28 protein-coding genes are annotated in these 26967 nt (G+C 65.7%); 9 read left to right on the top strand and 19 right to left on the bottom strand.

Translation table 11 applies throughout. The features are described from left to right. The first annotated feature begins 52 nt into the window (after positions 1 to 52). Complete coding sequence (locus tag E3O06_RS07920; RefSeq protein WP_134502497.1) at positions 53 to 745, top strand: hypothetical protein; 693 nt, start codon at positions 53 to 55, stop codon at positions 743 to 745. Beyond that, on the top strand, positions 745 to 2646 hold the full coding sequence (locus E3O06_RS07915) for a clostripain-related cysteine peptidase (RefSeq protein ID WP_241979988.1): 1902 nt from the start codon (positions 745 to 747) through the stop codon (positions 2644 to 2646). The genes E3O06_RS07920 and E3O06_RS07915 overlap by 1 nt, the downstream gene beginning before the upstream one ends. A gap of 49 nt (positions 2647 to 2695) precedes the next feature. Here the strand turns inward: E3O06_RS07915 and guaB are convergent, their stop codons facing one another. Next, positions 2696 to 4198 (bottom strand): IMP dehydrogenase, encoded by a 1503-nt coding sequence (gene guaB / locus E3O06_RS07910; RefSeq protein ID WP_134502493.1) that lies wholly within the window; start codon positions 4196 to 4198, stop codon positions 2696 to 2698. 296 nt (positions 4199 to 4494) lie between these two features. Here guaB and E3O06_RS07905 point away from each other — a divergent pair, with 296 nt between their 5' ends. From E3O06_RS07905 to E3O06_RS07890, 4 genes are read left to right on the top strand one after another with little or no spacing between them, the layout of a single operon-like run. Next, positions 4495 to 5760, top strand: a complete 1266-nt coding sequence (locus tag E3O06_RS07905; RefSeq protein ID WP_134502492.1) for a branched-chain amino acid ABC transporter permease — start codon at positions 4495 to 4497, stop codon at positions 5758 to 5760. Between the two features lie 8 nt (positions 5761 to 5768). Then, positions 5769 to 6749 (top strand): branched-chain amino acid ABC transporter permease, encoded by a 981-nt coding sequence (locus E3O06_RS07900; protein WP_134502490.1) that lies wholly within the window; start codon positions 5769 to 5771, stop codon positions 6747 to 6749. A 58-nt stretch (positions 6750 to 6807) separates the two neighbouring features. Beyond that, on the top strand, positions 6808 to 7698 hold the full coding sequence (locus E3O06_RS07895) for an ABC transporter ATP-binding protein (protein WP_241979987.1): 891 nt from the start codon (positions 6808 to 6810) through the stop codon (positions 7696 to 7698). Beyond that, on the top strand, positions 7685 to 8452 hold the full coding sequence (locus E3O06_RS07890) for an ABC transporter ATP-binding protein (protein ID WP_134502487.1): 768 nt from the start codon (positions 7685 to 7687) through the stop codon (positions 8450 to 8452). Before E3O06_RS07895 ends, E3O06_RS07890 begins: the two co-directional genes overlap by 14 nt. Positions 8453 to 8753: 301 nt before the next feature. Here E3O06_RS07890 and E3O06_RS07885 read toward each other — a convergent pair whose 3' ends face one another. The 4 genes from E3O06_RS07885 to groES form a co-directional block, all read right to left on the bottom strand. Beyond that, entirely contained in the window at positions 8754 to 10055 is a 1302-nt protein-coding gene (locus E3O06_RS07885) for an ABC transporter substrate-binding protein (RefSeq protein WP_134502485.1), read from the bottom strand. A gap of 127 nt (positions 10056 to 10182) precedes the next feature. Continuing rightward, the gene (locus E3O06_RS07880; RefSeq protein WP_134502483.1) at positions 10183 to 10890 is read right to left on the bottom strand and encodes an ABC transporter substrate-binding protein; all 708 of its coding nucleotides are present in this window, start codon (positions 10888 to 10890) and stop codon (positions 10183 to 10185) included. A gap of 44 nt (positions 10891 to 10934) precedes the next feature. Then, complete coding sequence (gene rarD / locus E3O06_RS07875) at positions 10935 to 11879, bottom strand: EamA family transporter RarD (RefSeq protein WP_134502481.1); 945 nt, start codon at positions 11877 to 11879, stop codon at positions 10935 to 10937. A gap of 100 nt (positions 11880 to 11979) precedes the next feature. Beyond that, positions 11980 to 12276, bottom strand: coding sequence for a co-chaperone GroES (gene groES, locus E3O06_RS07870; protein WP_092339382.1), 297 nt, complete (start codon positions 12274 to 12276; stop codon positions 11980 to 11982). Between the two features lie 125 nt (positions 12277 to 12401). Here groES and E3O06_RS07865 point away from each other — a divergent pair, with 125 nt between their 5' ends. Beyond that, a complete protein-coding gene (locus tag E3O06_RS07865) occupies positions 12402 to 13607 on the top strand; it encodes a class I SAM-dependent methyltransferase (protein ID WP_134502480.1) in 1206 nt (401 codons plus the stop codon). An 8-nt stretch (positions 13608 to 13615) separates the two neighbouring features. Here E3O06_RS07865 and E3O06_RS07860 read toward each other — a convergent pair whose 3' ends face one another. The 7 genes from E3O06_RS07860 to E3O06_RS07830 all read right to left on the bottom strand — a co-directional run bounded on the left by E3O06_RS07860 (position 13616) and on the right by E3O06_RS07830 (position 18691). Next, positions 13616 to 14020 (bottom strand): DUF4190 domain-containing protein, encoded by a 405-nt coding sequence (locus tag E3O06_RS07860; RefSeq protein ID WP_134502478.1) that lies wholly within the window; start codon positions 14018 to 14020, stop codon positions 13616 to 13618. A 75-nt stretch (positions 14021 to 14095) separates the two neighbouring features. Next, positions 14096 to 14560, bottom strand: coding sequence for a DUF4190 domain-containing protein (locus E3O06_RS07855; RefSeq protein WP_134502476.1), 465 nt, complete (start codon positions 14558 to 14560; stop codon positions 14096 to 14098). Between the two features lie 53 nt (positions 14561 to 14613). Continuing rightward, entirely contained in the window at positions 14614 to 15720 is a 1107-nt protein-coding gene (gene tsaD / locus E3O06_RS07850) for a tRNA (adenosine(37)-N6)-threonylcarbamoyltransferase complex transferase subunit TsaD (RefSeq protein WP_134502561.1), read from the bottom strand. A gap of 5 nt (positions 15721 to 15725) precedes the next feature. Further along, on the bottom strand, positions 15726 to 16223 hold the full coding sequence (gene rimI / locus E3O06_RS07845) for a ribosomal protein S18-alanine N-acetyltransferase (protein ID WP_134502474.1): 498 nt from the start codon (positions 16221 to 16223) through the stop codon (positions 15726 to 15728). Continuing rightward, complete coding sequence (gene tsaB / locus E3O06_RS07840; protein ID WP_134502472.1) at positions 16220 to 16855, bottom strand: tRNA (adenosine(37)-N6)-threonylcarbamoyltransferase complex dimerization subunit type 1 TsaB; 636 nt, start codon at positions 16853 to 16855, stop codon at positions 16220 to 16222. Before tsaB ends, rimI begins: the two co-directional genes overlap by 4 nt. A 46-nt stretch (positions 16856 to 16901) precedes the next feature. Further along, positions 16902 to 17669 (bottom strand): sulfite exporter TauE/SafE family protein, encoded by a 768-nt coding sequence (locus E3O06_RS07835; RefSeq protein WP_134502470.1) that lies wholly within the window; start codon positions 17667 to 17669, stop codon positions 16902 to 16904. A 26-nt stretch (positions 17670 to 17695) separates the two neighbouring features. Beyond that, positions 17696 to 18691 carry a zinc-binding dehydrogenase gene (locus E3O06_RS07830; protein ID WP_134502469.1) on the bottom strand — a complete coding sequence of 332 codons (996 nt, stop codon included), beginning with the start codon at positions 18689 to 18691 and terminating at the stop codon, positions 17696 to 17698. Positions 18692 to 18773: 82 nt separating this feature from the next. Between E3O06_RS07830 and E3O06_RS07825 the strand changes: the two genes are divergently transcribed. Continuing rightward, positions 18774 to 19211 (top strand): sulfite exporter TauE/SafE family protein, encoded by a 438-nt coding sequence (locus tag E3O06_RS07825; RefSeq protein WP_134502467.1) that lies wholly within the window; start codon positions 18774 to 18776, stop codon positions 19209 to 19211. Here the strand turns inward: E3O06_RS07825 and E3O06_RS07820 are convergent. From E3O06_RS07820 to E3O06_RS07810, 3 genes are read right to left on the bottom strand one after another with little or no spacing between them, the layout of a single operon-like run. Beyond that, positions 19190 to 20701, bottom strand: a complete 1512-nt coding sequence (locus E3O06_RS07820) for a carboxyl transferase domain-containing protein (RefSeq protein ID WP_134502465.1) — start codon at positions 20699 to 20701, stop codon at positions 19190 to 19192. The genes E3O06_RS07825 and E3O06_RS07820 overlap by 22 nt on opposite strands. Next, entirely contained in the window at positions 20698 to 21924 is a 1227-nt protein-coding gene (locus tag E3O06_RS07815; RefSeq protein WP_134502463.1) for a CaiB/BaiF CoA transferase family protein, read from the bottom strand. Before E3O06_RS07815 ends, E3O06_RS07820 begins: the two co-directional genes overlap by 4 nt. Positions 21925 to 21963: 39 nt before the next feature. Then, positions 21964 to 23331, bottom strand: a complete 1368-nt coding sequence (locus tag E3O06_RS07810) for an SLC13 family permease (protein ID WP_134502462.1) — start codon at positions 23329 to 23331, stop codon at positions 21964 to 21966. A 123-nt stretch (positions 23332 to 23454) separates the two neighbouring features. Between E3O06_RS07810 and E3O06_RS07805 the strand changes: the two genes are divergently transcribed. Continuing rightward, a complete protein-coding gene (locus tag E3O06_RS07805) occupies positions 23455 to 24156 on the top strand; it encodes a FadR/GntR family transcriptional regulator (protein WP_134502460.1) in 702 nt (233 codons plus the stop codon). Positions 24157 to 24193: 37 nt separating this feature from the next. Here the strand turns inward: E3O06_RS07805 and E3O06_RS07800 are convergent, their stop codons facing one another. From E3O06_RS07800 to E3O06_RS07785, 4 genes are read right to left on the bottom strand one after another with little or no spacing between them, the layout of a single operon-like run. After that, positions 24194 to 24979 (bottom strand): sulfite exporter TauE/SafE family protein, encoded by a 786-nt coding sequence (locus E3O06_RS07800; RefSeq protein WP_241979978.1) that lies wholly within the window; start codon positions 24977 to 24979, stop codon positions 24194 to 24196. Beyond that, complete coding sequence (gene tsaE, locus E3O06_RS07795) at positions 24976 to 25500, bottom strand: tRNA (adenosine(37)-N6)-threonylcarbamoyltransferase complex ATPase subunit type 1 TsaE (protein WP_134502458.1); 525 nt, start codon at positions 25498 to 25500, stop codon at positions 24976 to 24978. Before tsaE ends, E3O06_RS07800 begins: the two co-directional genes overlap by 4 nt. Further along, positions 25493 to 26614 (bottom strand): alanine racemase, encoded by a 1122-nt coding sequence (gene alr, locus E3O06_RS07790; RefSeq protein ID WP_134502456.1) that lies wholly within the window; start codon positions 26612 to 26614, stop codon positions 25493 to 25495. The genes tsaE and alr overlap by 8 nt, the downstream gene beginning before the upstream one ends. Beyond that, positions 26614 to 26967 (bottom strand): holo-ACP synthase, encoded by a 354-nt coding sequence (locus tag E3O06_RS07785; protein WP_134502454.1) that lies wholly within the window; start codon positions 26965 to 26967, stop codon positions 26614 to 26616. The genes alr and E3O06_RS07785 overlap by 1 nt, the downstream gene beginning before the upstream one ends.

Raw genomic sequence — 26967 nt, 5'->3', positions numbered from 1 at the left:
GGTCCTGGCCCCTAAGCTCCGAATGCATCTACACGGCAACCGGGGGAACTCCATGTCTGAAAATACTGTCGCCAGCGCAAAGAAACCGCGGCTCAATCTCATGTTCAGCAACCTCGAGCTCGTGATCGCGGTGCTGCTCGGTCTGGTCTCGATCGTGACCGCGTACGCATCCTTTCAGGCCGCCCTCTACGACAGCCAGATGGCCGGCAACTACACGAAGGGTTCCAACCTCTCCACGGAAGCGGAGTCGCTCTACCTCGAGGGCAACCAGCAGTTCATCCAGGACACCCAGGTGTTGAACCGGCTGAGTGAACTGGCCATCGAGACCAACAGTGCCAACGAGACCCTGGCCCTCGATGCGAGCGACAAGATCGACGAACTCACCTTCATGTCCGTCTCGGAGGAGTTCGGTGCCGCCATCGCCTGGGGTGAGGCCGAGGACGTGTCCGACGCCGAGTTTTATCACAACCCGCAGGACAATGAGGACTATCAGGACTTTCTGTTCTCCGGCTGGTCCGACACGAAGGCCGAGGCCGAAGCCATGATCGCCGAGGGTGACACGTTCAACAGCCTCAGCGACCGTCTCACCCTCAACACCGTGCTCATGGCCATCTCCCTGTTCCTCCTTGGTGTTGCGGCCGTGGTGCGCCTGGCCCGGGTGCAGCTCGTGCTCATGGGTACCGGAATGGCCATCTTCCTCGTCGCCGGCGCGCTGACCGCCGGCATTCCCTTCGTCGGGCTGTGATGGAACGCCGCGCTCGCCCGCTACTCGCCGCAGTCATGCTCGGCATGATTCTGCTCGGCGCGAGCGCGTGCAGTTTCGAAGCGGATGCCGACGCCTCTTCCGCAGGCGCCGGCAGCTGGACTGTGCTCACCTACTCGATCGCCGACACCGACCTGGAACCGTACATGATGGTCGACGTCGACGAGATGGGCCAGGTCGGTTCGAGCGAGAACCTGAGCATCGTCGCCCTCGTCGACCGGGCCGCGGACTACAGTTCCGACCCCGTTCTGGGGCTCGATGACTGGGCGGGCGGAAAGCTCCTCGAGATCAACGAGGGGTCCGCCACCGAGCTGGAGGATCTCGGCGACGTGAACACCGGTGATCCCGCCGTGCTGGCCGATTTCATCACCCGCGGCATCGAGGAGTACCCCGCCGACAACTACGCCCTGATCATCTCCGATCACGGCGCCTCCTGGCCCGGTGTCGGCGGCGACGAGTCGAGCGATTACGACTCGCTCAGCCTCGCTGAAATCGACACGGCCCTGGCCTCCGGCCTCGATGTGGCCGGCGTTGACAAACTCGACCTGCTCGGGTTCGACGCCTGCCTCATGGCCACCTACGAGGTGGCGAGCACCCTCGCCCCGCGCGCCGACCTGCTGCTCGCCTCGCAGGAGCTCGAACCCGGCCACGGCTGGGACTACACCGCGCTCGATACCGCGAGTAACCCCGTGAACGGTGCGACGCTCGGCAGCGCACTGCTGGCTGGCTTCGCCGCGCAGGCCACCGACGAGGGCAACGAATCGGAGATCACGCTCTCCCTCGTGGATCTGGCCCGGATGCCCGCCGTCGACGACGCCCTCGCGACGTTCAGCGGCGCCCTGATCGACCGCGGAGCCGCCGTGGCACCGGTGGTCGGCGTGAGTCTGGCCGGAACGCTCGGATTCGGGCGCAGCCCCGACCCGTTCGAAGACACCCACATGACCGACCTCGGTATCCTGGCCGGCGAAATCGGTGTCGAGGCCCTCGACGTCTCCGATGCCGCCGACGACCTCGTGCGGTCCATCAACGACGCCGTGCTCGACAAGGTCGACGGCCTGTCGACCCTCGGCGCCACCGGGCTGTCGATCTACTTTCCGCCGCAGGAGGAGTATTTCTCGGCGGACTATCTGAGCCTCGACCCCACCGGGGGCTGGAGCGATTTCCTCTCCTCCTATTACGGCGCCGGCGCCGGCATCCCCGCCACCGACCAGGCCCGGTTCACCGCCGCCGAGGGCGAGGTCTCCTTCGCCGACGACGGACTGTACATCTCGGCACCGTTCGCCTCCGCCGAGAATTTAGCGGAAGCAAGCATCCGCTATGGCTTGGTTGAAGCGGATGGCTCGATCACCTTCCTGGGGCAGGAGGAAGCCACCTTCTCCACCGACGGAACCGGCCTCGCCGAGGGCTACTTCGACCTGACCACCATGACGATCAGCGACGATGAAGACACCGTGACCGCGTACCTGCAGCTCGATACCGACGAAGGGGCCGGGGTGACGACGATCAGTGTTCCCATGGCGTACTACGCGCCCGACGACGTCGACGGCGAGACCTACCAGGACGTGCTGCTCACCATCACGACCGATGCCGAGACGCAGGACGTACTCACCGAGACCTACTACGCCTTCAACGCCGACCTCGGCACCTATGGCGAACTCACCGCGGACCCGGCCGGCATCATCGTTCCCGAAGTGCTCAACGTGCTCGCAGACGGTGCCGAAGAATGGCTGGCCACGAGCGACTACGGTCTCTACGCCGACCTGCCGTACCTGCAATACGATTTCGTGCGCCTCGCCCCGGGAACGGAGCTCTACATCGAGCTGGGCGTGATCGACTACGGCGGGAACACCTCGACAGTGAGTGCCACGGTCACCGTTCCTTAACGGCTGAGGGACCGCCAGCATGATCGCCGGCGGTCCCTGCTGGATTCAGCTACCGACGGTAGTTCGGAGCCTCGACCACGATCTGCACGTCGTGCGGGTGCGACTCCTTGAGCCCGGCGGGCGTGATGCGCACGAACTTGCCCTTTTCTTTGAGCTCGGCGATGGTGCGGGCGCCCACATAGAACATGGACTGGCGCAGGCCGCCGACAAGCTGGTATGCCACGGCGGCGAGCGGGCCGCGGAACGGGACCTGACCCTCGATGCCCTCGGGGATGAGCTTTTCGTCGCTGGGAACATCGCTCTGAAAGTAGCGGTCCTTCGAGTACGACGTCTTCGAGCCGCGAGTCTGCAGCGCGCCGAGCGACCCCATGCCGCGATAGGTCTTGAACTGCTTGCCGTTGACGAACACGAGCTCGCCGGGACTTTCGGTGCAACCGGCGAGCAGGGAGCCGAGCATGACGGTGTCGGCGCCGGCTACGAGCGCCTTGGCGATGTCACCGGAATACTGCAGTCCGCCGTCGGCGATCACCGGAACACCGGTTTCCCGCGCGGCGAGGGAGGCCTGATACACAGCGGTGATCTGCGGCACGCCCACACCGGCCACGATGCGGGTGGTGCAGATCGAGCCGGGGCCCACTCCCACCTTGATGGCGTCGGCGCCCGCGTCGATGAGCGCCTGGGCGCCAGAGCGGGTGGCCACGTTTCCGCCGATCACGTCGACATCGGCGAACGCCCTGTCCGACTTGAGACGGCGGATGATGTCGAGCACGCCGGCGCTGTCGCCGTTGGCGGTGTCGACCACGAGCACATCCACCCCCGATTCGAGCAGGGCACTGGCACGCTGCCAGGCGTCACCGAAGAAGCCGATGGCCGCGCCGACGCGCAGGCGTCCGGCGTCGTCCTTGGTGGCGAGGGGGTATTCCTCGCTCTTGTCGAAGTCCTTCACGGTGATCAGGCCGGTGAGCTTGCCGTTGGCGTCGATCAGGGGCAGCTTCTCAATCTTGTGCTTCGCGAAGATCGCGAGCGCATCTTCGGGGGCCATCCCGACCTTGCCGGTGATCAGCGGGGACCTCGTCATGACCTCACTCACCCGGGTGAGTGCCTTCCTGGCGTGCGGCACGAAGCGCATGTCGCGGTTGGTGATGATTCCCACGAGGATGCCGTCGCCGTCGATGACGGGCAGCCCGCTCACCCGGAACTGGCCGCACAGGGCGTCGACCTCGGCCACGGTGGCGTCGGGCGACGTGGTGACCGGGTTGGTGATCATGCCGGATTCGCTGCGCTTGACCAGGTCCACCTGTTCGGCCTGGTCGCCGATGGAGAGGTTGCGGTGCAAAATGCCGAGTCCGCCCTCGCGGGCCATGGCGATGGCCATGCGGGTCTCGGTCACGGTATCCATGGCGCTGGAGAGCAGCGGCAGCGACACGTCGATGCGCCGGGTCAGGCGGGATTTAGTGACCGCCTCACTCGGAATGACATCGGTGTGCCCCGGCAGGAGCAGCACGTCGTCGTAGGTGAGCCCGGTGAATCCGAACGGATCTGGCTGATCCATGAAACCCCTTACCTGTAGCTAAAAACAGAAAATTATCCGGCAAAACGCGTTACCACCGCACGGGACGTGAAGTAACTAGACCGGTCCTCCAATGTTAAGCGTGTTTGGGCTCATCACATTCCGCACACAATTGCTCTTCGGTGCGGAGTTTCGAAACATATAGGACATAATCGGCACGTACTCTCAACAACGACGTTGGCAGTACTTGCCCGGCGTCCGCCCGGTTACCCACCGGTCGGCACCTACATGGAGGTCCCGTGAAGTCCACTCTTACGGCTCAGAGAAACTTACCCAGGATGCTGGCCATCCTGTTCGTGACGCTTCTCGCAGCCCTCACCATGGCCACCTTTTCGGTGAGCAGTGCGCACGCCGATGAGGTCGGTACCGAGTTCGATTTCACGATCTCCGGCAACGTGCAGTTCGACAGCGAGGCCCTCGCCGACGTCGCGATCGCCGTGAACGGCAACGGCTACGAAGCCGACACCGTGACGGATGCCGAGGGCCGTTGGGCCATCGGAGTACCCGAGAAGGGCACCTACGAGGTCACCCTCGACGAAGACACCCTGCCCGAGGGCGTCGTCGTCACCGAGGGCGATAACGTCATTAAAACCGAATTCGGACTGACCGACCGTCGTTCGGTGAACTTCTTCCTCGGTGAAGGCACCCGCGACACGGTGGGCTTCTTCGACCAGTTCGTGAATCGATTCTTCAACGGTTTGAACTTCGGCCTGTTGCTCGCCCTCGCGGCGATCGGCGTGTCGCTGATCTTCGGCACGACCGGGCTGAGCAACTTCGCCCATGCCGAGCTGATCACTTTCGGTGCATTGATGACGCTGGTGTTCTCGGTCAACCTGGGACTGCCGATCTGGCTCGCCATCCTGATCGCCATCGCGCTCAGCGGCGCGCTCGGGTACAGCCTCGATGCGGTGCTCTGGAAACCCCTGCGCCGCAAGGGCGTGGCGGTGATCCCCCTCATGATCGTGAGCATCGGCCTGTCGCTCGCCCTGCGCTATCTGTACCAGTACTTCTTCGGCGGCAGCACGAGCCAGCTTCCGGGTGCCGGCATGGCTGATCTCAAGTTCGGCCCGATCTCGCTCTCCCCGATCGACCTCGCGAGCATGGGCATCAGCATCGTGGTGTTGCTCGCCGTGGCCTACTTTCTGCTGCGCACCCGCATCGGCAAGGCAACCCGCGCCGTGTCCGACAATCCCAGCCTGGCCTCAGCGAGCGGTATCGACGTCGATAACGTCATTCGCATCGTCTGGGTGGTCGGTGCGGCCCTGGCCGGACTCAGCGGCGTACTCTGGGCCTACTTCCGCCCGGGTGTCAGCTGGGACATGGGCTTTCAGATGTTGCTGCTCGTCTTCGCCGCCGTGACCCTCGGCGGTCTCGGCACTGCCTTCGGCGCTCTCGTCGGCTCTCTCATCGTCGGGCTCTTCGTTGAGCTGTCAACGCTCTGGCTTCCGTCCGACATGAAGATCGTCGGCGCCCTCGTGATCTTGATCCTCGTGCTGCTGTTTCGACCGCAGGGCATTCTGGGTCGCAAAGAAAGAATTGGTTAGGGGTTCACATGGACTGGGGAGCAATCTTCAACAATGCCGCCGTCGAGTTGATCAGCCCGACCACGGCCGCCTACGCACTGGCCGCCCTCGGGCTGGCCGTGCACTTCGGTTACACCGGCCTGCTCAACTTCGGTCAGGCCGGGTTCATGGCTCTCGGAGCCTACGGCTACGCCATCTCAATTCTGACCTTCGGGTTTCCCGTCTGGGGCGCCTTTCTGGTCGGCGTGGGGGCATCCGTTGTTTTCGCCTTAATTTTGGGTATTCCCACGCTGCGACTGCGCGCTGACTACCTCGCGATCGTCACGATCGCCGCCGCCGAGATCGTGCGGCTGTTGTTCACGACGAACAGCTTCGCCGCGGTCACCGGTTCGGCCAACGGCCTGAGCGGTTATAAGAATGAATTCGCGGCGCTCAACCCGCTCGCGGACGGCACCTACGGCTTCGGCCCGTTCACGAACAACGCCTACGACACGTGGCTGCGCATCGTGGCCTGGTCTGTCGTGATTCTCGCGGCCCTGCTGGTCTGGCAGGTCATGCGCAGCCCCTGGGGCCGCGTCATCAAGGGCATCCGCGAAGACGAAGACGCCGTGCGCGCGCTCGGCAAGAACGTCTACGCCTACAAAATGCAGTCGCTCATCTTCGGTGGCGTGCTCGGCACCATTGCCGGCATGATCTTCGCCCTGCCGCGAGCGGTCGTGCCGTCGAACTACCAGACAACGCTGACCTTCTTCATCTACGCCATTCTGCTGCTCGGCGGGGCAGCGACGGTTCTCGGCCCGATCATCGGTTCGATGATCTTCTGGGTGCTGCTGTCGTTCTTCTCCGGCTTCATCGCCCGTGCCGTGGAGGCCGGCTGGCTGCCGTTCATGACGGCGATCCAGGGCGGCCAGCTGCGCTTCATCCTCGTGGGGGTGGCGATCATGCTGATCGTCATCTTCAGACCGCAAGGCATCTTCGGCAATAAAAAGGAGTTGGCTTTTGTCCGCTAACGCTGTTCCTCTCGATTCTGCGGCTCCGCTCGAGCCGCCCGTTCCCACCAAGAAGCCGATCAAAACGACGGGCCTGCACATCGGTGAGGCCGAACCGGGCTGCGCGAAGGTCGACCCGATTCTGGTCGTCGACAATGTGCGACGCACATTCGGCGGCCTCACCGCGGTCGATGTCGCCCACGTCGAGGTTCCGCGCGGCGCGATCACGGCGCTGATCGGCCCGAACGGGGCCGGCAAGACGACCCTGTTCAACCTGCTGACCGGTTTCGACAAGCCCGACGACGGCAAATGGACCTTTGACGGCCGTCCACTCGCCGGTGTTCCCGCGTACCGCGTGGCCCGGATGGGGCAGATTCGCACGTTCCAGCTGACCAAGGCCTTGGGGCTGCTCACCGTGATGGACAACATGCTGCTCGGCGCGAAGGGTCAGACCGGCGAGAATATGTTCCGCGCGCTGATGCCGTTCCTCTGGCGCAACCAGGAGGAGGAAAACCGGGCCAAGGCGATCGACCTGCTCACCCGGTTCAAACTCGACACCAAGAAAGACGACTACGCCGCGAGCCTCTCCGGCGGGCAGCGCAAGCTGCTCGAAATGGCGCGGGCGCTCATGAGCGACCCGACTCTGGTGATGCTCGACGAACCGATGGCCGGCGTCAACCCGGCGCTCACGCAGTCGCTGCTCGACCACATTCTCAACCTCAAGTCGCAGGGCATGACCGTTTTGTTCGTGGAACACGACATGCACATGGTGCGCCACATCGCGGACTGGGTGATCGTGATGGCCGAGGGCAAGGTGGTTGCCGAGGGCGACCCGCACGAGGTCATGAAAAATCCGGCCGTGATCGACGCCTACCTGGGGCAGCACCACGACGAGGACATCGGCGAAGACCCCGACGCCGAGGTTGAGCACGTTTCCGCCATGAAGGAGTTGCTCGATGACGAACGCTAATCCCATGACCGCGCCGGCTCCGGCCGAGACCCGGGAAGCGGTGGTCGAGGTCAAGAACGTGACGGCCGGCTACGTCACCGGCGTGAACATTCTCAACTCCTGCTCGCTGACCGCCTACGCCGGCGAGCTGATCGGCATCATCGGCCCGAACGGCGCCGGCAAGTCGACGCTGCTCAAGTCAATCTTCGGCCAGGTGAAGGTGCGCGACGGTGAGATCCTGCTGCGCGGCAAGAACATCACCAACCTCAAGGCCAACAAGCTGGTCGCGCAGGGGGTGGGCTTCGTTCCGCAGAACAACAACGTGTTTCCCACCCTGACCATTCGGGAAAACCTCGAGATGGGCATCTTCCAGAAACCCAAGGGACTCGTCGAGAGGCTCGAGTTCGTCACGGAGATTTTCCCCGAGCTGAGCAAGCGGATGTCGCAGCGCGCTGGGTCGCTCTCCGGCGGCGAACGCCAGATGGTCGCCATGAGCCGTGCGCTCATGATGGGCCCGCACGTGCTGCTGCTCGACGAGCCGAGCGCCGGCCTCTCCCCCGTGCGCCAGGACGAAGCCTTTCTGAGGGTGAAGGAGATCAACAAGGCTGGCGTGACCACGATCATGGTCGAGCAGAATGCCCGTCGCTGCCTGCAGATCTGCGACCGCGGCTATGTGCTCGACCAGGGCCGCGACGCCTACACCGGCACCGGACGTGAGCTTTTGAACGACCCGAAGGTGATCGGCCTCTACCTCGGCACTCTCGGGCAGGATTAGCAACCGAAATCACCCGTGCCAGCCCGTGGCGGCGTCCGAGACTCTCTCGGACGCCGCTTCTGTGTGTGGCGGCGAGCGGATGTCCGCAGCTCGCGTTGCGAGATCGGCTCACGAGGTCTCGAGACGCTCGCAAAGCTCGCTCCTCGACCAGCGAGATGGGTGAAGTCTCGACCAGCGAGATGGTCGTCATCCGCTGGTCGAGGAACGGGCACGCCTTTCGCCCGCGTCTCGAGACCCGATGCGGGCGCGCAAAAGGGCCCCGGCCGACGCCGGGGCCCTTCAACTCAGTAAAGCGGTGAAGCTAGTTGATGCGGGTGTACTTGTTGTCCGCACCGAACTCGTAGACGCCGATGGTTGCTTCGGTGGGGTCGCCGTTCTCGTCGAACGTGATCGGACCGGAGAAGCCGTCGTAGTCCACCTGGTCGCCAGCCTTCAACGCTGCAGCGGCCTCAGCGAAGTCGGTGACCGTGGCGCCTTCTCCACTTCCGCCAGAGACCTGACGGAGGTAGCTCGCGATCGATTCTCCTGAAGTGTCGTTGGCGGCGTAGGCAGCCAGGGCGATCAGGATCACGGCGTCGTACGACTCGGCAGCATAGCTGTAGTCGGTCAGCGTCGGGTCGACCTCGAGGAGGCGGGTGGTGAAGTCACCGAGAGTGGCGGTGTCGAGGCCGGGCAGGGTGCCCTTGGAGCCCTCGATGAGGCCGGCCGCGAAGTCGGCACTGTAGTCGGCGACGTTACCGTCGACGAAGTACAGCTTGTCGCCGGGGAAACCGGAACCAACGAGGGCCGGAGTGATGACCTTGGCCTGGTCGAACGTGACGAGCGCGATCGCGTCGGGAGCTGCCGCGGTGACTTCGGCGATCTGCGAGGCGAAGTTGGAATCGCCCTCGTTGAACAGCGAGGTCGCAACGACTTCGCCGCCAGCAGCCTCGAAGGCATCGCTGGTGTACTTGGCCAAGCCGGTTCCGTAGGCATCGTTCAGCACGATCAGGCCGAGGGTGGCGTTGCCGTCGTCAGCGATCTGGGTGCCGAGCACTTCGCCCTGCAGAACGTCGGACGGAGCCGTACGCCAGTACAGGCCGTTGTCGTCATAGGTCGTGAAGGCGTCCGAGGTGTTGGCCGGGGAGAACTGTACAACGCCGGCGCCGGTTATCTGGTCGATCACGGTCTTGGAGACACCCGAGGACGCCGCACCGATGATGGCCGAAACGTCCTGCGACAGGAGGTCGGTCACGGAAACGGTGGCGGTGTCGGTCGTGGTGTCGCCCGAGTCGCGGAAGATGGCTTCAACGTTGATGCCGAGGCCGGCCGCGTTGATGTCGTTGACCGCGAGCTGAACGCCAGCTTCTTCGGGCGGGCCGAGGAACGCCAGTCCACCACTCTGCGGGAGGATGGTGCCGATCTTCAGGGACAGGTCGCGATCACCGGCCTCGACCGTCTGGAAGTCTGCGGCATCCGCTGAGGGGGCTGCCGAGTCGCTGGGCGTCGTGGCGGCGCCGTTGCTGCAGCCGGTGAGCACGAGTGCGCTCACTCCGACCAGTGCGATACCGGTAACGAGGGTACGAACTGAGCGGGAGGCCGAGGCCTTCGCGAATACGCTCATGTTGCTCCTTGATAGTTAAAGAGAGGTAAGTCTGGTCAGCCGATTGACTGCCGTGGTGTCAGAGTAGGCAATCAGGAGCTCCGAAACCTACCTGTGCGTGTTACAACCGTGTAAAGCGACCAAATCGTTACGAACGGACGCCGGTGATCCCCTGATAATCAATGCCCTGCTTTGCAGTCAGCGCGAACACACACTCTCCCCAGGAGACGCACACCGCGCTTCCGGAAATCACCTGCGGCCAGCCCGCTGCGAGCGATGCGCCGCCGTCGTCGCCGGTGATGACGGCGGCCAGGGCTGCTGTGATCACCCCGTCGTAGGCTTCCGCGCCGCCGTCGGTGCCGGCCAGGCCGGGGTCGGCGGTCTTCAGCCGAATGGTGAATACCTCGTCAGCGGCGAGCGGTGTGCCGCCGTTGGCGAAGTCGCCGAGGGCCACCATGATGGCGCTGCCGACGGAGCTGTCAGCATCCGCTGGTAATGCCGTCGTTGCGTCCCAGAGCACCAGGTCGACGCCGCGCGCCACCAGGTCGGCGTAGGCGGCGGCGAGGTCGCCGGCCGAGTTGCGGTGGATGAGCTGCACGGGCTGGGTCGGCGTGGTCTGCTCGGCGAGGATGTCACGCACGGCCAGTTCGGTGCCGGCCACCTGGGCGGCGCCGCTCGCGGCGGTGTCACCGGTCATCGGAAACAGGGTGCCGATGATCAGCGTTCCGTCTCCGGAGGGTGCTGCCGTCGGGACCGTCGTCGGGGTGGGACTCGGTGAGGGGGCCGGTGTGCTCGAGCAGCCGGTGAGGGTGAGGGCACCAAGAAGTACAGCGACGATGAGCGGGCGACGGGGCATCTGGATCCTTTGGTGCGGGGCTATTGGTTTCAGGGTAGCGAAGCTCAGGCCGGTTCGATGGCGCTGCGGCGCGAGGGCCGGCCGGAGGCGATCATGTCGACCGTCAAAATGATCAGGGCCACCCAGACCAGGCCGAAGCCGATCCAACGTTCGAGCGGCATCGCTTCGTTCAGGACGAACACGCCGACGAGAAACTGGATAACGGGCGCGACGAACTGAATGAGCCCGAGCACCGTCAGCGGCAGCCGACGCGCGGCCGCGGCGAACAACAGCAGGGGAACCGCGGTGATGACGCCGGCAGCGAGCAGGCCCATGGTGTGCCAGCCCGAGACCGTACCGAAGGTGAGGCCGGACACACTCGCGACCACCAGTAGCTGCACGACGGCCACCGGGGCGAGCCAGGCCGTTTCGAGGGTGAGGCCGGTCACGGCGTCGACGTTCGGACCGACACGCTTTTTGATCAAACCGTAGAACCCGAAGGAGAACGCAAGAACCAGCGAGATCCACGGCAGTGTGCCGTAGCCGACCGCGAGTACGACCACCGCGAGAAAACTGATTCCGATGGCCACCCATTGCAGGCGGCGCAGGTGTTCGCGCAGCACGAAAACGCCCAGCAGCACGGTGACGATCGGGTTGATGAAGTAGCCGAGGGCCGCTTCGACGACGTGCCCGGTGGTCGCGGCGATCACATAGGTCTGCCAGTTGACGAAGATGAATGCCCCGGCGAGTCCCATGGTCCAGACCAGGCGTGGCTGACGGAAGGCCCGCCCGAGCACGGTCCAGGTGCGCGTGAGCGTGATGATCAGGGCACAGAAGACGAGCGAGAAGAGCACCCGCCAGGCCACGATTTCAAAGGCGCCGGAGGGTGCGAGCAGCAGAAAATAGAGTGGCAGCATTCCCCAGAGGGCGTAAGCGAGACCGCCGAATCCGAGGCCGGTGCGGTGGGTGGAGCGAGCCGCCGTCTGGGCTGGTGCGGCGGCATCCGTCATGGGTTATCTCCTGCGCGACACGAAATGGGCAAACAAAAACTCCCGAATGGCGAGGCCATCCGGGAGTTTCAGTCTAGAGACTAGGTAGTGAAGAACCTACTTAGCGTACGACCACGGCGAGCACGTCGCGAGCGGAGAGAACCAGAAGGTCATCGCCACCGAACTTGACCTCGGTTCCGCCGTACTTGGAGTAGATGACTTTGTCGCCGACGGCGATGTCGAGGGGAATGCGGTTGCCGTTGTCGTCAATGCGGCCGGGGCCGACTGCAACAACTTCGCCCTCCTGGGGCTTTTCCTTCGCGGTGTCAGGAATGACCAGACCTGATGCGGTGGTCTGCTCGGCATCGACCTGCTTGATGACGATGCGATCCTCGAGCGGCTTGATGGAGACCGACACGGTTGACCTCTTTCTAAGACTTGGGTTAGCAGACTCACAGCGAGAGTGCCAAGTGAAGTTTAGGGGGCTTCTGGCACTCACGCAACGTGAGTGCCAGATGGGGGTCATTTTGGTAGCGTTGCAGCATGGATCGAACCGAACTCGTTGAGCTGCTGTCCCCCGCGAGTTTGCGACTGCTGGACTCCCTGCCGCCCTACGACACCAACGGCGACGTGCTGAAGCTCGTGAGCGACCTGCGCAAGGCGGGGCACGCGCCTGAGCTCGTGTCGGCGGTGCTCAGCCAGTCCCGGCTGCGGGCGAAGGCCTCGGCCAAGTTCGGTGAATTCGCCAAGCGGATGCTGTTCACCGAGGCCGGCCTGGAGCAGGCGACCCGGTTGCGGGTCGCCGCACTGCACGCCGGCCGGTTCGCCGGTCTCGGTGCCGCCCTCGATCGAGCGCCGCGGGTCGCCGACCTCGGTTGCGGCATCGGCGGCGACGCGATGGCCCTCGCCGCGATGGATCTGCCGGTCGTCGCCGTCGACGCCGACGAGGTCACGGCGACCGTGGCGAGTTTCAACCTCGCGCCGTTCCCCAACGCATCGGCGCTGCAGGCCGATGCGGAGACCGTGGATCTGGCTGGTTTCGATGCGGTCTGGCTCGACCCGGCTCGTCGCACAAGCGGCCACAGCAACACGACCCGGCTGACGCGCTCCGAGGATTACTCTCCCTCGCTGGACTTCGCCTATCTCCTCGCAACCCGGCTGCCGCTCGGCATGAAGCTCGGGCCCGGTCACGATCGCGACCAGATCCCGGTCGATGCCGAGGCCCAGTGGGTCTCGGTGGACGGCCAGCTCGTGGAGATGGGACTGTGGTTCGGCGCACTCGCGCGCCCGGGCATCCGTCGGTCGGCACTGCTCCTGACGACGGGAAGCGTGCAGGAACTGACCGCTGCGGCCGACAGCGACGACGCCGCGGTGGGCGAACTCGGCAGCTACGTGTACGAACCCGACGGCGCGGTCATTCGGGCCCGCCTGATCGGCGATCTGGCCCGCTCACTGGATGCCCGAATGCTGAGCGAGGGCATCGCTTACCTCACCAACGACACGCTCACCGCGACGCCGTTCGCGAGCGCGTTCCGGGTGCTCGAGACGCTGCCCTTCGATGAGAAGAAGCTGCGGATGGCCCTGCTCGAGCGTCGGATCGGAACGCTCGAGATCAAGAAGCGCGGCGTCGACGTGGACCCGGCGACGCTGCGCACCCGACTGAAGCTCAAGGGGCCGGAATCGGCGACCCTGATTCTGACGCGCGTGGCCGGGCATCGGGTGGCTCTTCTCGTGGAACGCGTGCGCTAGCTGAACGGCTAGAGCAACGGCAACACGATCTGGCTGATGTACACGACCCAGCCGGCCGCGAGCAGAACCCCGACGAGTCCGCTCACGAGTCCGCTCGACCAGAGCGCGCGCGCTCGGTTCTCCGTGCTGCGCGCGATCAGCGCGAGGGCGACCGCGATGAGGGCGATCGGCAACCCGAACACACCGATGACGCCGAGGGCGAGCCCGGCCAGGCCACAGATCAGCGATGCGACCGCGAGGCGGCGGCGGCGGCTGGTGATGCGCGCCACCTCCGCCTCGGGGTAGGAGTACGGCACGAACTCGGTGGGAGCGGTGACCGTCGACGCCCAGTCCAGCTGGCTGCCGGGCGGCGCCGGGGCGCGCGTGTAACCCAGCTGCGCCGAGGCGTCGTCGTGCTGGTGGGGTGTGCTCATGGCTGTCCTCTGGCCTGAAGCCGCAGTCGCTCAGGCCGACCGGTCGAAGTCTGACCGGGATGGATCGGGTGCTGGCTAGGAGTTGAAGGTGCTGGTGGTGGCAGCCCCACTGACCAGGATCGCGATGAAGATGAACGCGAAGATGATCCCGGTGACGATGCCCAGGTAGCCCAGGATCAAACCCCACAGGGCCAGGCCGTAGCCCTTTTCACCGGTCTTCTTGATCTGACTCATCGCCATGTGCCCGGTGATGACTGCCACCAGCGAGACGAAGAATGCACTCACGAGCGAGATGATCGCCAGAACGTTGTACTTGTCCTGCGGGTTCTGCTGCCCGTACGGGTTCTGGCCGTACGCGGGCGGCTGGCCATAGGCGGGCGCTGCCGGGGTGCCCGGTGCCGGGTAGCTCGGGTAGACCGGGGCTGCGGGAGATTCGTACGCGGGCGGTACGCTTGAGCCGGCAGGCATCGAACCCGTGGGGTCGCTTCTCGTCGGGTCGTTTCTCGTCGGGTCGACGGGGGGCTGGGTGGGATCAGACATCTGCGGTCTCCTTCAGGCGGAAAGTTCGGTGGTCGCTCGGCCAGATTATCGTGTTACGGCCCGCCGAGCGACTGGGCCAGGCCAGAGACCTGGATCTGGCCGACCGGCAGGGTGGAATCGGCGCCGAATTCGAGCGTCGACGCCTCGTGCCCGGCCATGATCAGCTGTGCGCCGAGGGCGGCGATCATGGCGCCGTTGTCGGTGCACAGGGAGAGCGGTGGGATGCGCAGAACCACGCCGGCGGCATCCGTTCTCTCGGTGGCGACCTGACGCAGCCGGGCATTGGCGATGACACCGCCACCGAGCAGGAGGCGCGGCACGTTGTAGTCGGCGCACGCGGCGAGGGCCTTGGTCAGCAGGATGTCGACGACCGCCTCCCGAAAACTGGCCGCGACATCGCTGATCGGCACGGGTTCGCCCGAATCCTGGCGTTGTTCGACGAAACGGGCGACGGAGGTTTTTAGTCCCGAGAAGGAGAAGTCATAGCGGTGCGCGGCCATATCCTTGGGTTGGCTGAGGCCGCGCGGGAAGCGGATGGCCTTCGGGTTGCCGGAGGCCGCGACCCGGTCGATCTGCGGCCCGCCGGGATACGGCAGTGACAGCAGGCGGGCGACCTTGTCGAAGGCCTCGCCGGCGGCGTCGTCGATGGTCTCACCGAGCAGTTCCACGTCACTGACCAGGTCGCGCACCAGCAGCAGCGAGGTGTGGCCGCCGGAGACGAGCAGGGCGATGGTCGGATATTCCAGCGGTTTGGTGTCGGTATTGCTGGTGTCGGTATTGCTGTGCAGCAGGTCGGCGCCGACGTGGCCGACCAAATGGTTGACCGCGTAGATCGGCTTGTCGAGCGCGACGGCGAGCGCTTTCGCTGCGCCGACCCCGACCATGAGGGCGCCGGAGAGCCCAGGCCCGCAGGTGACGGCGATGGCATCGAGATCCTGTAAGCGGATGCCGGCCTCGGCGACGGCCGCATGGATGGCCGGCACGAGCTCGTCGAGGTGCGCCCGAGCCGCGATCTCGGGCACGACGCCGCCGTAGCGGGCGTGCTCGTCCATCGAGCTGGCGATGGTGTTGGAGAGCAGCGCTGTACCGCGCACGATGCCGATGCCGGTCTCGTCGCAGGAGGTCTCGATGCCGAGCACGAGCGGATCGGTGCGATTCAGGGTCGTCACGGGGTCTCCACGGTCACGAGCATAGATTCCAATTCGGGAATATTCAGGCGCATGACGAGGGCATCGACGTTGTCGGGCTGGTAATAGCCACGGCGCACCCCCACTTCGATGAACCCAAGTCGTTCGTACAGGCGCTGGGCGCCCGGGTTATCGGCCCGCACCTCGAGGAAGACCAGCCGGGCACCACGTTTGCGCGCCTCGCTGATGAGCGCCTGCATGACGGTGCGACCGAGCCCGTGGCCGCGCGCCGATTCAGCGACGGCGATGGTCTGGATGTCGCCCTCGGTGGCTCCCCGCGGGGCCAGCAGCCCCGCGTAGGCCACGATTCTGCTCGGATCGTCGGGCGGAAACGCCACGAGGTAGTAGCAGGCCGGGTCGCCGAGGTCGCGCAGCATCATCGGCGCCGACCAGGCGTCGTTCTCGAAGATGCTGGTTTCCAGGAGCATGATGGCCGCCAGGTCAGCTTCGTGCGCGCGGCGCAGCTGCCAGGTCATCGGCTGACCCGCTTGGGCCCATTCGACAGTGTGACGTCGGGCGAGCGCAGATAGAGCGGTTCATTGGCGGCGAACGGGCGCTGGTGGGCGTGGGTCAGCTCGGCGACCATGCCGAGTTCGCCGGCCGACACCGTGGCAGCGTCGAGTCGAGGCCAGCGCGCGTGCAGCCAGGTCGCATCGTCGAGTTCGGCCGGTTTGGCCAGGCCGGGCGGGCCGACGCGCGCGGGCAGGCCGGCGGCATCCGCTTCACTGTAAGCACTCCAATAGATTTCCCGGCGACGGGCGTCGGTGACGACGACGAGCGGGCCCGTGTGGCCGCGGCGATAGTGGCCGTAGGCGATGGCGTCGTGGCTGATCACCGGTACGAGTGGTGTGCCGGCGCCGAGGGCGAAGACGCGGGCCGAGGCGATGCCGACGCGCAGGCCGGTGAACGGGCCTGGCCCCATACCGCCGACGACGCCGGAGAGGTCAGCGGGGGCGATATCCGCTTCCTGTAGGCATTGCAGAATAAACGGCCCGACGATCTCGGCGTGGCGCATCGTGTCGGCTTCGCCGCGTTCGGCGATGACCCCGCGGGCAAGGTCGACGACGGCGACGCTGGTGCCGGCGGAAGTGTCGATGGCAAGTAGCACCCATTCAGCCTAGCTTTGATGGGGCCACCGCTTCGCGCGGCTGGCTTCACGTCAGAAACAGCACGACGGCCGCGGTCAGGGCAACGATCACGAGGATCGCGCGCAACACCGGAGCCGACAGCCGCCGACCGATGCGGGCACCGAGCCAGCCACCGAATGCGGACCCCACGCCGATCAACAGGGCGATCACCCAGTCCACGGTGCCGCTGGAGATGAAAATAATCGCGGAGACGAGGTTGGCCATGCCGGCCAGCACGTTCTTGGCACCGTTGGCCCGGTGCATGTCGGTGGACCACAGAATGCCCAGCAGCGCCAGCAGCACCACACCCTGCGCTGCACCGAAGTATCCCCCGTAGACCCCCGTGCCTAGAATGCCGAGTACCAGGCCGAAGGTGATTGGGCGAGTATCGGCGCCGGTACCTTCCGGGGCCTTGCGTCGCACGTAACGGGCCACACGAGGCTGGATCGCGGAGAGCAGCGCCGCCAGCAGCAGCAGGAACGGAACGATCGCCGAGAAGGCTTCCTCGGGCAGAATCAGCAGCAGCAGCCCCCCGATCACACCTCCCACGGCCGAGAACACGGCCATCCAGGCCACCGGCCGCCACTGTGACGTGAGTTCCCGGCGGTACCCGTAAGCACCGGCAACCGACCCGGGAACCAGACCAACGGTGTTGGACACGTTCGCGGTAATCGGTGGGATGCCGAGTGCGAGCAGGGTGGGAAAGGTGATCAGGGTTCCAGCGCCGGCGACCACATTGATGATGCCAGCGGCAATACCGGCGACCAGGATGATCGCGCCTTCAAGGAGAGTCATTTAGTGAGAGTTTCCAGTGTTCGAATTCACTCGGGAGCCGCGTCGCCGACGGCGAGCACAATCTTGCCGCGGGAGGAATTGGTGCTCATCAGTGCCTGGGCCGCCTCAGCTTCGGTCCACGGCATGATTCGGTCGATGAGCGGTCGAAGAACCGGCGAGTCAAGGTCGACGTCGGCACGCAGTGCGGCGACAAGCTCGATTTTGTCCGGGGTGGAACGAGTGCGAAAGGTGACTCCGTACAGGGCGAGTCGCTTGTAGGCGAGCATTTCCAGATCAAGACTGCCCTCACCGCCGCCGAGTCGTCCGACCCCGATGATGCGGCCGGCGATAGCGGCCGAGCGGATATTGTCGGCCAGGTAGGGTCCGCCGACGTGGTCGACAATGACGTCGGCTCCGTGTCCATCGGTCAACGCCAGCACCTGGTTGGCGAAGCCGTCATCGCCGACCACGATCACCTGGTCGGCACCGACCGAACGGATCAGCGGGGTCATGCTCTCCGAACGGGTCGTACCGATCACGAGCCCGGCGCCGAGGTATTTCGCGAGCTGAACACACTGCAGGCCGACCGAGGACGCTGCGGAGTGAACCAGCACGGTCTCACCGGGCTGCAACCGACCGTGGGTGCGGAGCGCGTTGTGCTCGGTCAGGAGGCCAAGAACCGCCGCGGCCCCCTCGGCGTAACTCCACCCGTCGGGAATCGGAATCGGCAGGCCGGCATCGACGACGATGTGCTCGCTGAGTCCCCCGCCAACGATGGTCATGACGCGATCGCCGACCTGAAGATCGGTAACTTCCGAGCCCACCTCGATCACATCTCCCGCGGCATCCAGCCCGACAACGGGCGGAGCACTTCCCGGCACAAGCGGTTCATGGGTACCGAAGCGTTGGGCCAGGTCGGCACGATTGACGGATGCCGCGTGCACGGCAATGCGCACTTGGGTCGGGCCCGGTACCGGGACGGCCTGTTCGCCCAGAATCAGTTGTGTTCCGGCACTGCCCTGCTCGATCAGGATTGCTTGCATCAGTGGATTTTCCTTTCGTGGCCAACAGATCGGGGAGTCTGAGGGCCCCGCTCGTTTCGTTTGATTATCGCCTAGGCAAGCCTTGACAAGAATTCGGCCCAGCGGTGTGGTCGGCGGTTTGATGCTGCTCATTTTGCTCGAAGAAGCCTTTTTCGCGATCGTGCCGTTTTTACTGTTGCTGGCCGCGCTGCTCTCGGCAGTCCAGCCTCGCGTGGCGCGCTACGTTCGCCGCAAGGCACCCGACCACGCCGCCGCCGATACCCGGCCGATCACGTTCGGTCTCGTGCTCGGCATTCTCGGTACCGGGGTCTACTGGGGATACTTCGGCGCCGCTCAGGGCGTGGTACTGCTTGCGCTGCTGGGCATACTCTGGTCCACCGACATGCACCGAGCCAACGGGGCCAAAAACGTTCTGGCCGGCATGGCAAACCTGGACCGCGGGGTAATCGCCGAACGTTGCGGAACCGACACCATGCGCCACACCGAAATGACGAGGGGTCAGCGACCGAGGGAGTGGTAGCGGGCCAAGCGGCGCGGAAGTAGCTCGTCAACGGGCACCGTGGAGAGCGCGGACAGCTCGTATTCGATGGCCGACGCCAAGCGCTGGCAGAACGCCCGTCCCTCGTCGGCGGCGTCGGGGCGCTCGTCCACGATGTGGTCGACGATCCGATTCGCGTACAGCGAGGCCACGTTCACGCCCTGAGCCTCCGACATGGCCGGTGCGAACTCGGTGTTGTGGTGCACGATGGCACTTGCCCCTTCGGGAGGAAGCGGCGACAGCCAGGAGTGCTGGGCGGCGATCGTACGGTCGGCGGGCAGCAGCGCGAGCGCCCCGCCGCCAGCACCCTGTCCGAGCAGCACGGACACGGTTGCCGACCGCAGGCCGATCAGCTCGTGCAAAGAGCGGGCGATTTCCCCGGCCATGCCGCCCTCCTCGGCCTCCTTCGACAGCGCGGCCCCGGCGATGTCGATCACGGTGAGCAGCGGAAGCCCGAGTTCTTCCGCAAGGCGCATGCCGCGACGGGCCTCCCGCAGCGATCCGGGGCCCATCTTGGTGTCTTGCGAAGGCCGCGGCCGGATGTGCCCGAGCACGATGCAGCTCTGCTGCCCGAACCGTGCCATGGCGAGCATGAGCCCCGGGTCCTTCTCACCCTCGCCCGTGCCGTTCAACGGCAGCACGTCGTGCGCGCCGTAGGCGAGCAGCTGGCGCAGGTCTGGTCGCCGCGGGTTGCGCGAAATTAAAATGGATGCCCAAGCGCCGCTCGCTGCCGGCCGCACGTTCAGGGTCTCCGGTTCCGCCACCGGCGTGGAGGCCCGGTCGGTGAGAATTGTGAGGGCGCGGTGCACGATCTCCGGCAGCTGCTCCGGCGGCACAACGGCGTCGATCAGCCCTTGGTTGAATAGGTTTTCGGAGACCTGCACGTTTTCCGGAAATTTCTTGCCATACAGCGCCTCATAGACCCGAGGGCCGAGAAACCCGAGCAGCGCGCCCGGCTCGGCCACGGTCACGTGCCCGAGCGAGCCCCAGGAGGCCATCACCCCGCCCGTGGTGGGGTGCCTCAGGTACACAAGATACGGATGCCCCGCCTCGCGGTGCGCGCGCACGGCCGCGGTGATCTTCACCATCGACAAGAAAGCCAACGTTCCCTCCTGCATGCGGGTACCGCCGGATGCCGGTCCGGCCAAGACCGGCAACCCTTCGCGTGTGGCCCGTTCGATCGCGTCCACAATTCGGTCGGCAGCAGAAAGCCCGATCGATCCGGCGAGAAATGCGAACTCGCTCACCACAATCGCCACCCGGCGGCCGCGGATCAGCCCCTCTCCGGTGAGCACCGACTCGTCGGTGCCGCTCTTCGCTCGGGCCCTCACGAGGTCGGCCCGGTACACCTCGTTCGGGGCGGGGTCGACCACGGGCTGATCCCAGCTCGTGAAGGAGCCGTTATCGAGCACCACGTCGATGAGCTCCGTGGCATTCAGGTGGCGAGTTGCGAGCGCGGATTGAGAAATCACAGTGAGATACCTTCCAGTGAGCGGTTGAGCCAGGTGCGAATGTCGGTCCCGTGCTGATCGAGCACGGGCGGAGCGGAGTGCATCGTGATCGTTGTCTCGACCGTATCGGCGGGTCCGAAGAACCGAAGCGGCGGCCCGGGGAGGCTGATCCGGCCGAGCACCTCATGTTCAACGTCGATCAGCAGCCCCTGCGACAGCACCTGATCCCATTGATAGACCTCATCCAGGGAACGCACCTTGCCGGCCGGGATACCGGCATCGGTCAGTTTCTTCAGCAGGGTCACGGCATCGAAGTCGGCGAAGGCATCCGCTATGGCAGCCTTGAGGCCCTCCCGATTGCGCACGCGGTGCGCGTTGGTGGCCCACTCGGATTGCGCAGCATCGAGGCCGAACTCGGCTGCGAAGGTGGCCCAGAGTTTCTCACTGCCGATGCTGATCTGCACGCTGCCGCCGCGGCAGGGAAAGAGCCCGTAGGGAGCGATCGACGGATGGTGGTTGCCCTGGGCCTCCGGCACCTCGCCGGCCACCGTGGCGCGGGTGCCCTGGAAGGCATGCACTCCCACCAGTGCGGCGAGCAGCGAGGTGCGAACAATCTGTCCCTGACCGGTGCGCTCGCGTTGAAGCAGCGCGGCGAGCAGTCCGAACGCGCCATACATGCCCGAGAGCAGATCGGCGATCGGCACGCCCACACGCTGCGGGTCGTCGGGGGCGGAGCCGGTGAGGGACATCAGGCCGGCCTCGCCCTGCAGAATCTGGTCGTAGCCGCTTCTACTGGATTCCGGGCCGTCGTGGCCGAAACCGGTGATCGAGAGAATCACCAGCGCCGGGTTGAGAGCGTGCATCGCCTCGGGAGAGAATCCGAGCCGGTCGAGCACCCCTGGACGAAAATTCTCCACCACAACGTCCGCGCGCAGCAGCAGCTCGCCGAGCACCTCCCGACCGTCGTCACTCTTCAGATCGAGGGCGATGGATTCTTTATTGCGGTTGCACGAGAGAAAGTACGTGGATTGCGGATCGTTCGCGGGGCCCACAAAGGGCGGGCCCCAGCCGCGGGTATCGTCTCCCGTACCTGGATTCTCCACCTTGATCACGCGTGCGCCAAGGTCGGCGAGCATCATGCTCGCGTGCGGACCGGCAAGCGCGCGGCTGAGGTCCACAACGAGGTAGCCCGCGAGGGGACCCTGCCGGTCGGTTTCAGAACGGGTGTCGGTTTCGGTACTCATGATCGGTCCTTTCTCGAGGTGCGTGGGGTCGGTGACGGGTTACAGCCACCCGGGCAGCACGAGCACCGCCCAGGCGATGGCCGGCCCGGCCACGACGACGATTCCGCTGTAGGCGAGGATCTGCTTGTAGAAGCGGTCCTTGTCCACGTCGTCGGGGGCGTTGGCGAGCACGAGCGCGCCATTGGTCGAGAACGGCGACACGTCCACGATGGTCGACGCGACGGCGAGCGCGCAGATCACGCCGATAGCGCTGATCTCCCCGGTCGCGAGGAACGGCACGGCGAGCGGAATCAGCGCGGCCAGAATGGCCGTTGATGAGGCGAAGGCCGAGACGACGGCACCGATGTAGCAGATCAAGAGTGCGGCAAGCAGGGGCATGCCGAGGTTGGCCACCGCTTCCGATACGTATTCGATGGTGCCGACCTCTTCGAGAACACCGACGAAGGTGAGCATGCCGCAGATGAGCAGCACGGTCGACCAGCTGATCTTGTTGACCGCGCCCTTCTGGGCCGCGGGCGAGACGAGGGCGAGGATGACGGCGATGGTGATGGCAACGAAGCCCACGTCAACCTTGAAACCGAGCGCGATCACGGCGAGAGCGATGAGGCCGGCCACCGTCACAAGCTGCGGGATGCGCTCTCCGCGGGTGGCCGTGGCCTGCACTCCGTCGCCCGCGGGGTCGCGGGGGCCGTAGATGCCGGAGCCGAAGCCCTTGAACGCCACATCACCGCCGGCGCGCGCACCGACACTCACGGCCATGCGCGCTTCGGCGGCTTGCTCCACGAAATGTCCGACCCGGCTCGACATCAGGTTTCGGCCACCGAGCACAATGAACAGCACGACGGCGATCAGAAAGTTGAAGATGAGGCTCGACAGAAACACCGCTGTCGGGCTCGCGTCGAGCCCGGTGGTCGAGATGAGGCTGTTCACGATCACGCCGTAGACGGCGATCGGCGAGAATCCGCCGCCCTGCGCGCCGTGGATCACCATCATGCCCATCAGCAGCGGGCTGATCTTGTACTTGCGGGCAAAGCCGAGCGCGATCGGCGCCACGATGGCCACCGCGGCCGGGGACAGCGCACCGACCGCCGTGATCACGGCGGTGATCACGAACATCACCCAGGGGATGAGGGCCACGCGACCGCCGACGAGCCGCACTGCACCGCGCACCAGCAGGTCGATCGTGCCGTTGCCCTGCGCAATCGCGAACAGGTACGTAACGCCGACGAGCGTGAGGAACAGCCCGCCCGGGAAGTTGGCGAGAATATCGGTGGTCTCCATGCCGAGGAAGACAGCACCGAGAAGAAAGGCACCCACGAAGGCCAGCGCACCCATGTTGACGGGCAAAAGCGTGGCGATCAGAAACATCACCGCCAGGATGATGATTGAGATAACGGGAGCGGACATCGTTGTTCCTCCATAGATTCAGATGAAAGTGGGCTATTGGCTCACTGGACTAGCCTCCTAGACAGTAGGTGACTTTGTCAAGAGCCGTGTAAAGTTGGGAAGACGGATCTTAGGGAGGCAGACATGACGAGGGACGCAATACCCCAGCCGCTCATGCGCGTCACGAAACCGCGCCTGTACGAACAGCTCGTGGCCCAGCTTCTCGCCTACATCGAGTCCGCCCACCTCGGCCCCGGCGACCTGTTACCCGCCGAACGCGAGCTCGCGGAACGGCTCGGTGTCTCCCGCGCCACCCTCGCCCAGGCCCTTGTGGCCCTCGAAGTGCTCGGTGTCATCGACGTTCAGCACGGCACCGGCGCCGTTCTCATCTACCGGCCGAGCATCGCAGCGGTGATCAGTGGGCTCCGGGAACATCGCAACCGGCTCCCCGAGATCGTGGAAGCCCGCACCACCCTCGAGGTGAAACTCGCCGAGCTCGCCGCGGAACGCCGAACGGATGCCGACCTGCTCGCGATCGAGGATGCACTCCGGGCGATGGCAGAGGAAATCGCCGTCGGTGACCGCGGGGCGCACGGCGACGAGCTCTTCCACCAAGCCGTCACGGCGGCTGCTCACTCTCCCGTGCTCGCCCAGCTGATGGCATTCATCGCCGAGATGATCCTCGAAACGCGGCTCGAGTCACTCGCCCAGCCGGGACGGCCCGAGCAGTCCCTCGCCTCACACCGCACCATCACCGCGGCTATCCGGGCGCAGGACGCCACAGCGGCGACCGCGGCGATGCTCTCGCACATCGAGCTCGTCTCCGACGTAGCCCTGCTCAAGTAAGGGAGAACGGGCAGCCCTCTCCATCGTGATGACTCGATCACTGACGCGGCCGCCCGCGGATAGCCTTAATGATCAGCTGCATTGCGGCTAGCAGAAGCAAGACCGCGAACAGAACGCCGGAAAGTTGCGGCGGAATGGCGAGCGCGAGCGCCACGCCCGGCGCCGACGCCGCAGTGGCTGCCACGCCCACCACCAGGCCGGCGCGCACGTCCACCAGCCCCCGCCGCAGGTGCGCCACGGTACCGACGATTCCGGTGGGAATCACCACGAGGAGTGAAGTACCCTTCGCGATCAGGTCACTCACCCCGAAGACAGCAATGAGCGCCGGCACCGCAATCACGCCGCCGCCGATACCGAACAATCCTGATGCGATTCCCATAACCAAGCCCAGAGCGACATAGCCGATGGCGACGTACCAGGTGAGTTCCAGGTCCGAGCCGCGGATCGGCGGGACGAGAAGCAACCGGGCAGCAACGATCAAGATTAGAGCGATGAACATCCAGCGTAACCAGGTAAGTGGAATGCGGTGCAGTAGCCGGCTGCCAATCACGGCACCGACCACAGCACCGCCAGCAATGATCGCCCCGGCAACCAGATCGACGTGCCCTTGAATCAGGTAGGTGACTACTCCCACGCTCGACGCGGGGATGATGGCTACCAAGGAGGTCGAGGCAGCGCTCCGCTCGTCCATGCGCGCCAGTCCGATAAGAAGTGGAACCATGATGATGCCCCCGCCCACTCCGAAGGCGCCTGAAAGTAACCCGCCAACCAGCCCGATCAGAGCGAGGGTGATCCAATAGTGGGCGCCACGGCTCAAGGTCACGGCAGCGAGTCCGCCAGGCGGGTCCAGCGCCTGCCGTGCCCGGTGAGGATGAGGGTACGGGGTTCGTCGAGATCGTGATCCAGGTCGATAACGGATGCCGCGGCATCCGTTTCGCCGGTTGCCGGCGACCGGCCCTTCGGGCGCTCGATCTCGATGTCGAGCCAGGACTCGGTGATGCCGTCGAGCAGGCCGCGGCCCCACTCCACCACGACGATGGAACGGGCGAAATCGATGTCGAGGTCGTCGAGCTCCATGGCGCTGCCCAGACGGTAGGCGTCGACGTGCACGAAGGGCGGGCCTCCGACGAGGCTCGGGTGGGTGCGCGCGAGCACGAAGGTGGGACTGGTGACGGCGCCGCGCACCTCGAGGCCCTCGCCGAGGCCGCGCGTGAGGGTGGTCTTGCCCGCGCCGAGCGGCCCGGTGAGCACGATCAGGTCACCAGCCTGCAGGCTGCGAGCGAGGTCGACGCCGAATCGGTGCATCGCCGCCGCATCGACAATCGTGCGGTGCAGCTCAACCATTGATGTGTCGCCGGGTCACCCGGTGCCCGATGCGGGTGACGATCTCGTAGTTGATCGTGCCGGCGGCGTCGGCCCAGTCGGTGGCGCTCGGCGCTCCGGTGCTCGGGTCGCCGAACAGCACGACCGCGTCGCCGACGGCCACCGCGGGGCCGTCGGCACCGAGGTTGACCACGAACTGGTCCATCGCCACCCGCCCGACCAGGGGATAGTTCGCATCGTGAATGTGCACGAGTGCCGTGCCAGAGGCCTGCCGGGGAATGCCGTCGGCATAGCCGAGCGGCACGAGCACGAGCGTGGAATCGTGCGGCGCCCGCCACAGGTAGTCGTAGGAGACTCCGGCGCCCGCGCTCACCCGGCGGATGAGGGCCACTCGGCCGCGCAGGGTCATGGCCGGAATCAGGCCGAGATCGGCGCTCGTCGCATCATCGAACGGCGACAGCCCGTAGATGGTGATGCCGAACCGCACCATGGTGAAGCGGGCGGCCGGCAGCCGCAGCGCCGCAGCGGACGACGCGAGGTGCACGAGCGTGGGGGTCAGGCCGGCGCTGCGCGCGGCGGCGACTCCGCGTTCGAAGCATTCGAGCGCCTGCTGGTCGTCCAAGGCTGAGGCGTTGGCGAGGTGGCTCATGACGCCGTCGACGCGCAGCAGACCGACCCGTTCGAGCGCAGCCGCGAGCGCGAAGACCTCCGCCCAGTCGTTTTCGTGCACGCCGTTGCGGCTGAGACCGGTTTCGAGTTTCAGGTGAACGGATGCCGTCTGGCCGAGTTCCGCCGCGGCATCCGCTACCTGTTGCACCTGACGAGCCGAGGAGAGCCCGAGGGTGACGTCATCGTCGATGGCGGCACTGAAATCGGCGTCGGGGTCGTGCAGCCAGGCCAGGATGGGTGCGTCGATGCCGGCGTCACGCAGGGCGAGGGCCTCGTCGATGTCGGCGACGCCGAGCCAGTCGGCTCCGCCGGCGAGCGCGGCGCGCGCCACCGGCACAGCGCCGTGACCATAGGCGTTCGCCTTGACCACCGCCATCGCGTGCGGGGTGCCGACGAGTCGGCGCAGGTGGGCCATGTTGTGGCGGATCGCGGCGAGGTCGATCACGGCCTCGCGAAAACCGGTCATCACTCCCCCTCGGCGACGACGAAGGCGCAGGCCACCCCGGCGTCGTGGGTCATGGTGACGTGCACCCTGGTGATGCCCCGGTTCTGTACGGCCTGAAGGGCTGCCCCGCTGAGCCTGAATTCGGGGTTGCCGTGCGGGTCGTTCACAATTTCCATCTCGTGCCAGGTTGCCCCCGCACTATCGCCGAGGGCCTTGATCAGGGCTTCCTTGGCGGCAAAGCGCGCAGCCAGGGAATGCACCGGCAGTCCCCGTTCACTTTCGGCGAACAGCCGCGGCACGAGGCGCGGCGTGCGCTCGACCTGGCGGGTGAACCGCGCCAGGTCGACCACGTCCACCCCGATGCCCTTGATCAT

This window comes from Cryobacterium glaciale (assembly GCF_004402535.1).
GTDB classification, from domain to species: Bacteria; Actinomycetota; Actinomycetes; order Actinomycetales; family Microbacteriaceae; genus Cryobacterium; species Cryobacterium glaciale.
The sequence above is the reverse complement of the archived record's forward strand: the minus strand, read 5'-3'. Positions and strand labels throughout refer to the sequence as shown.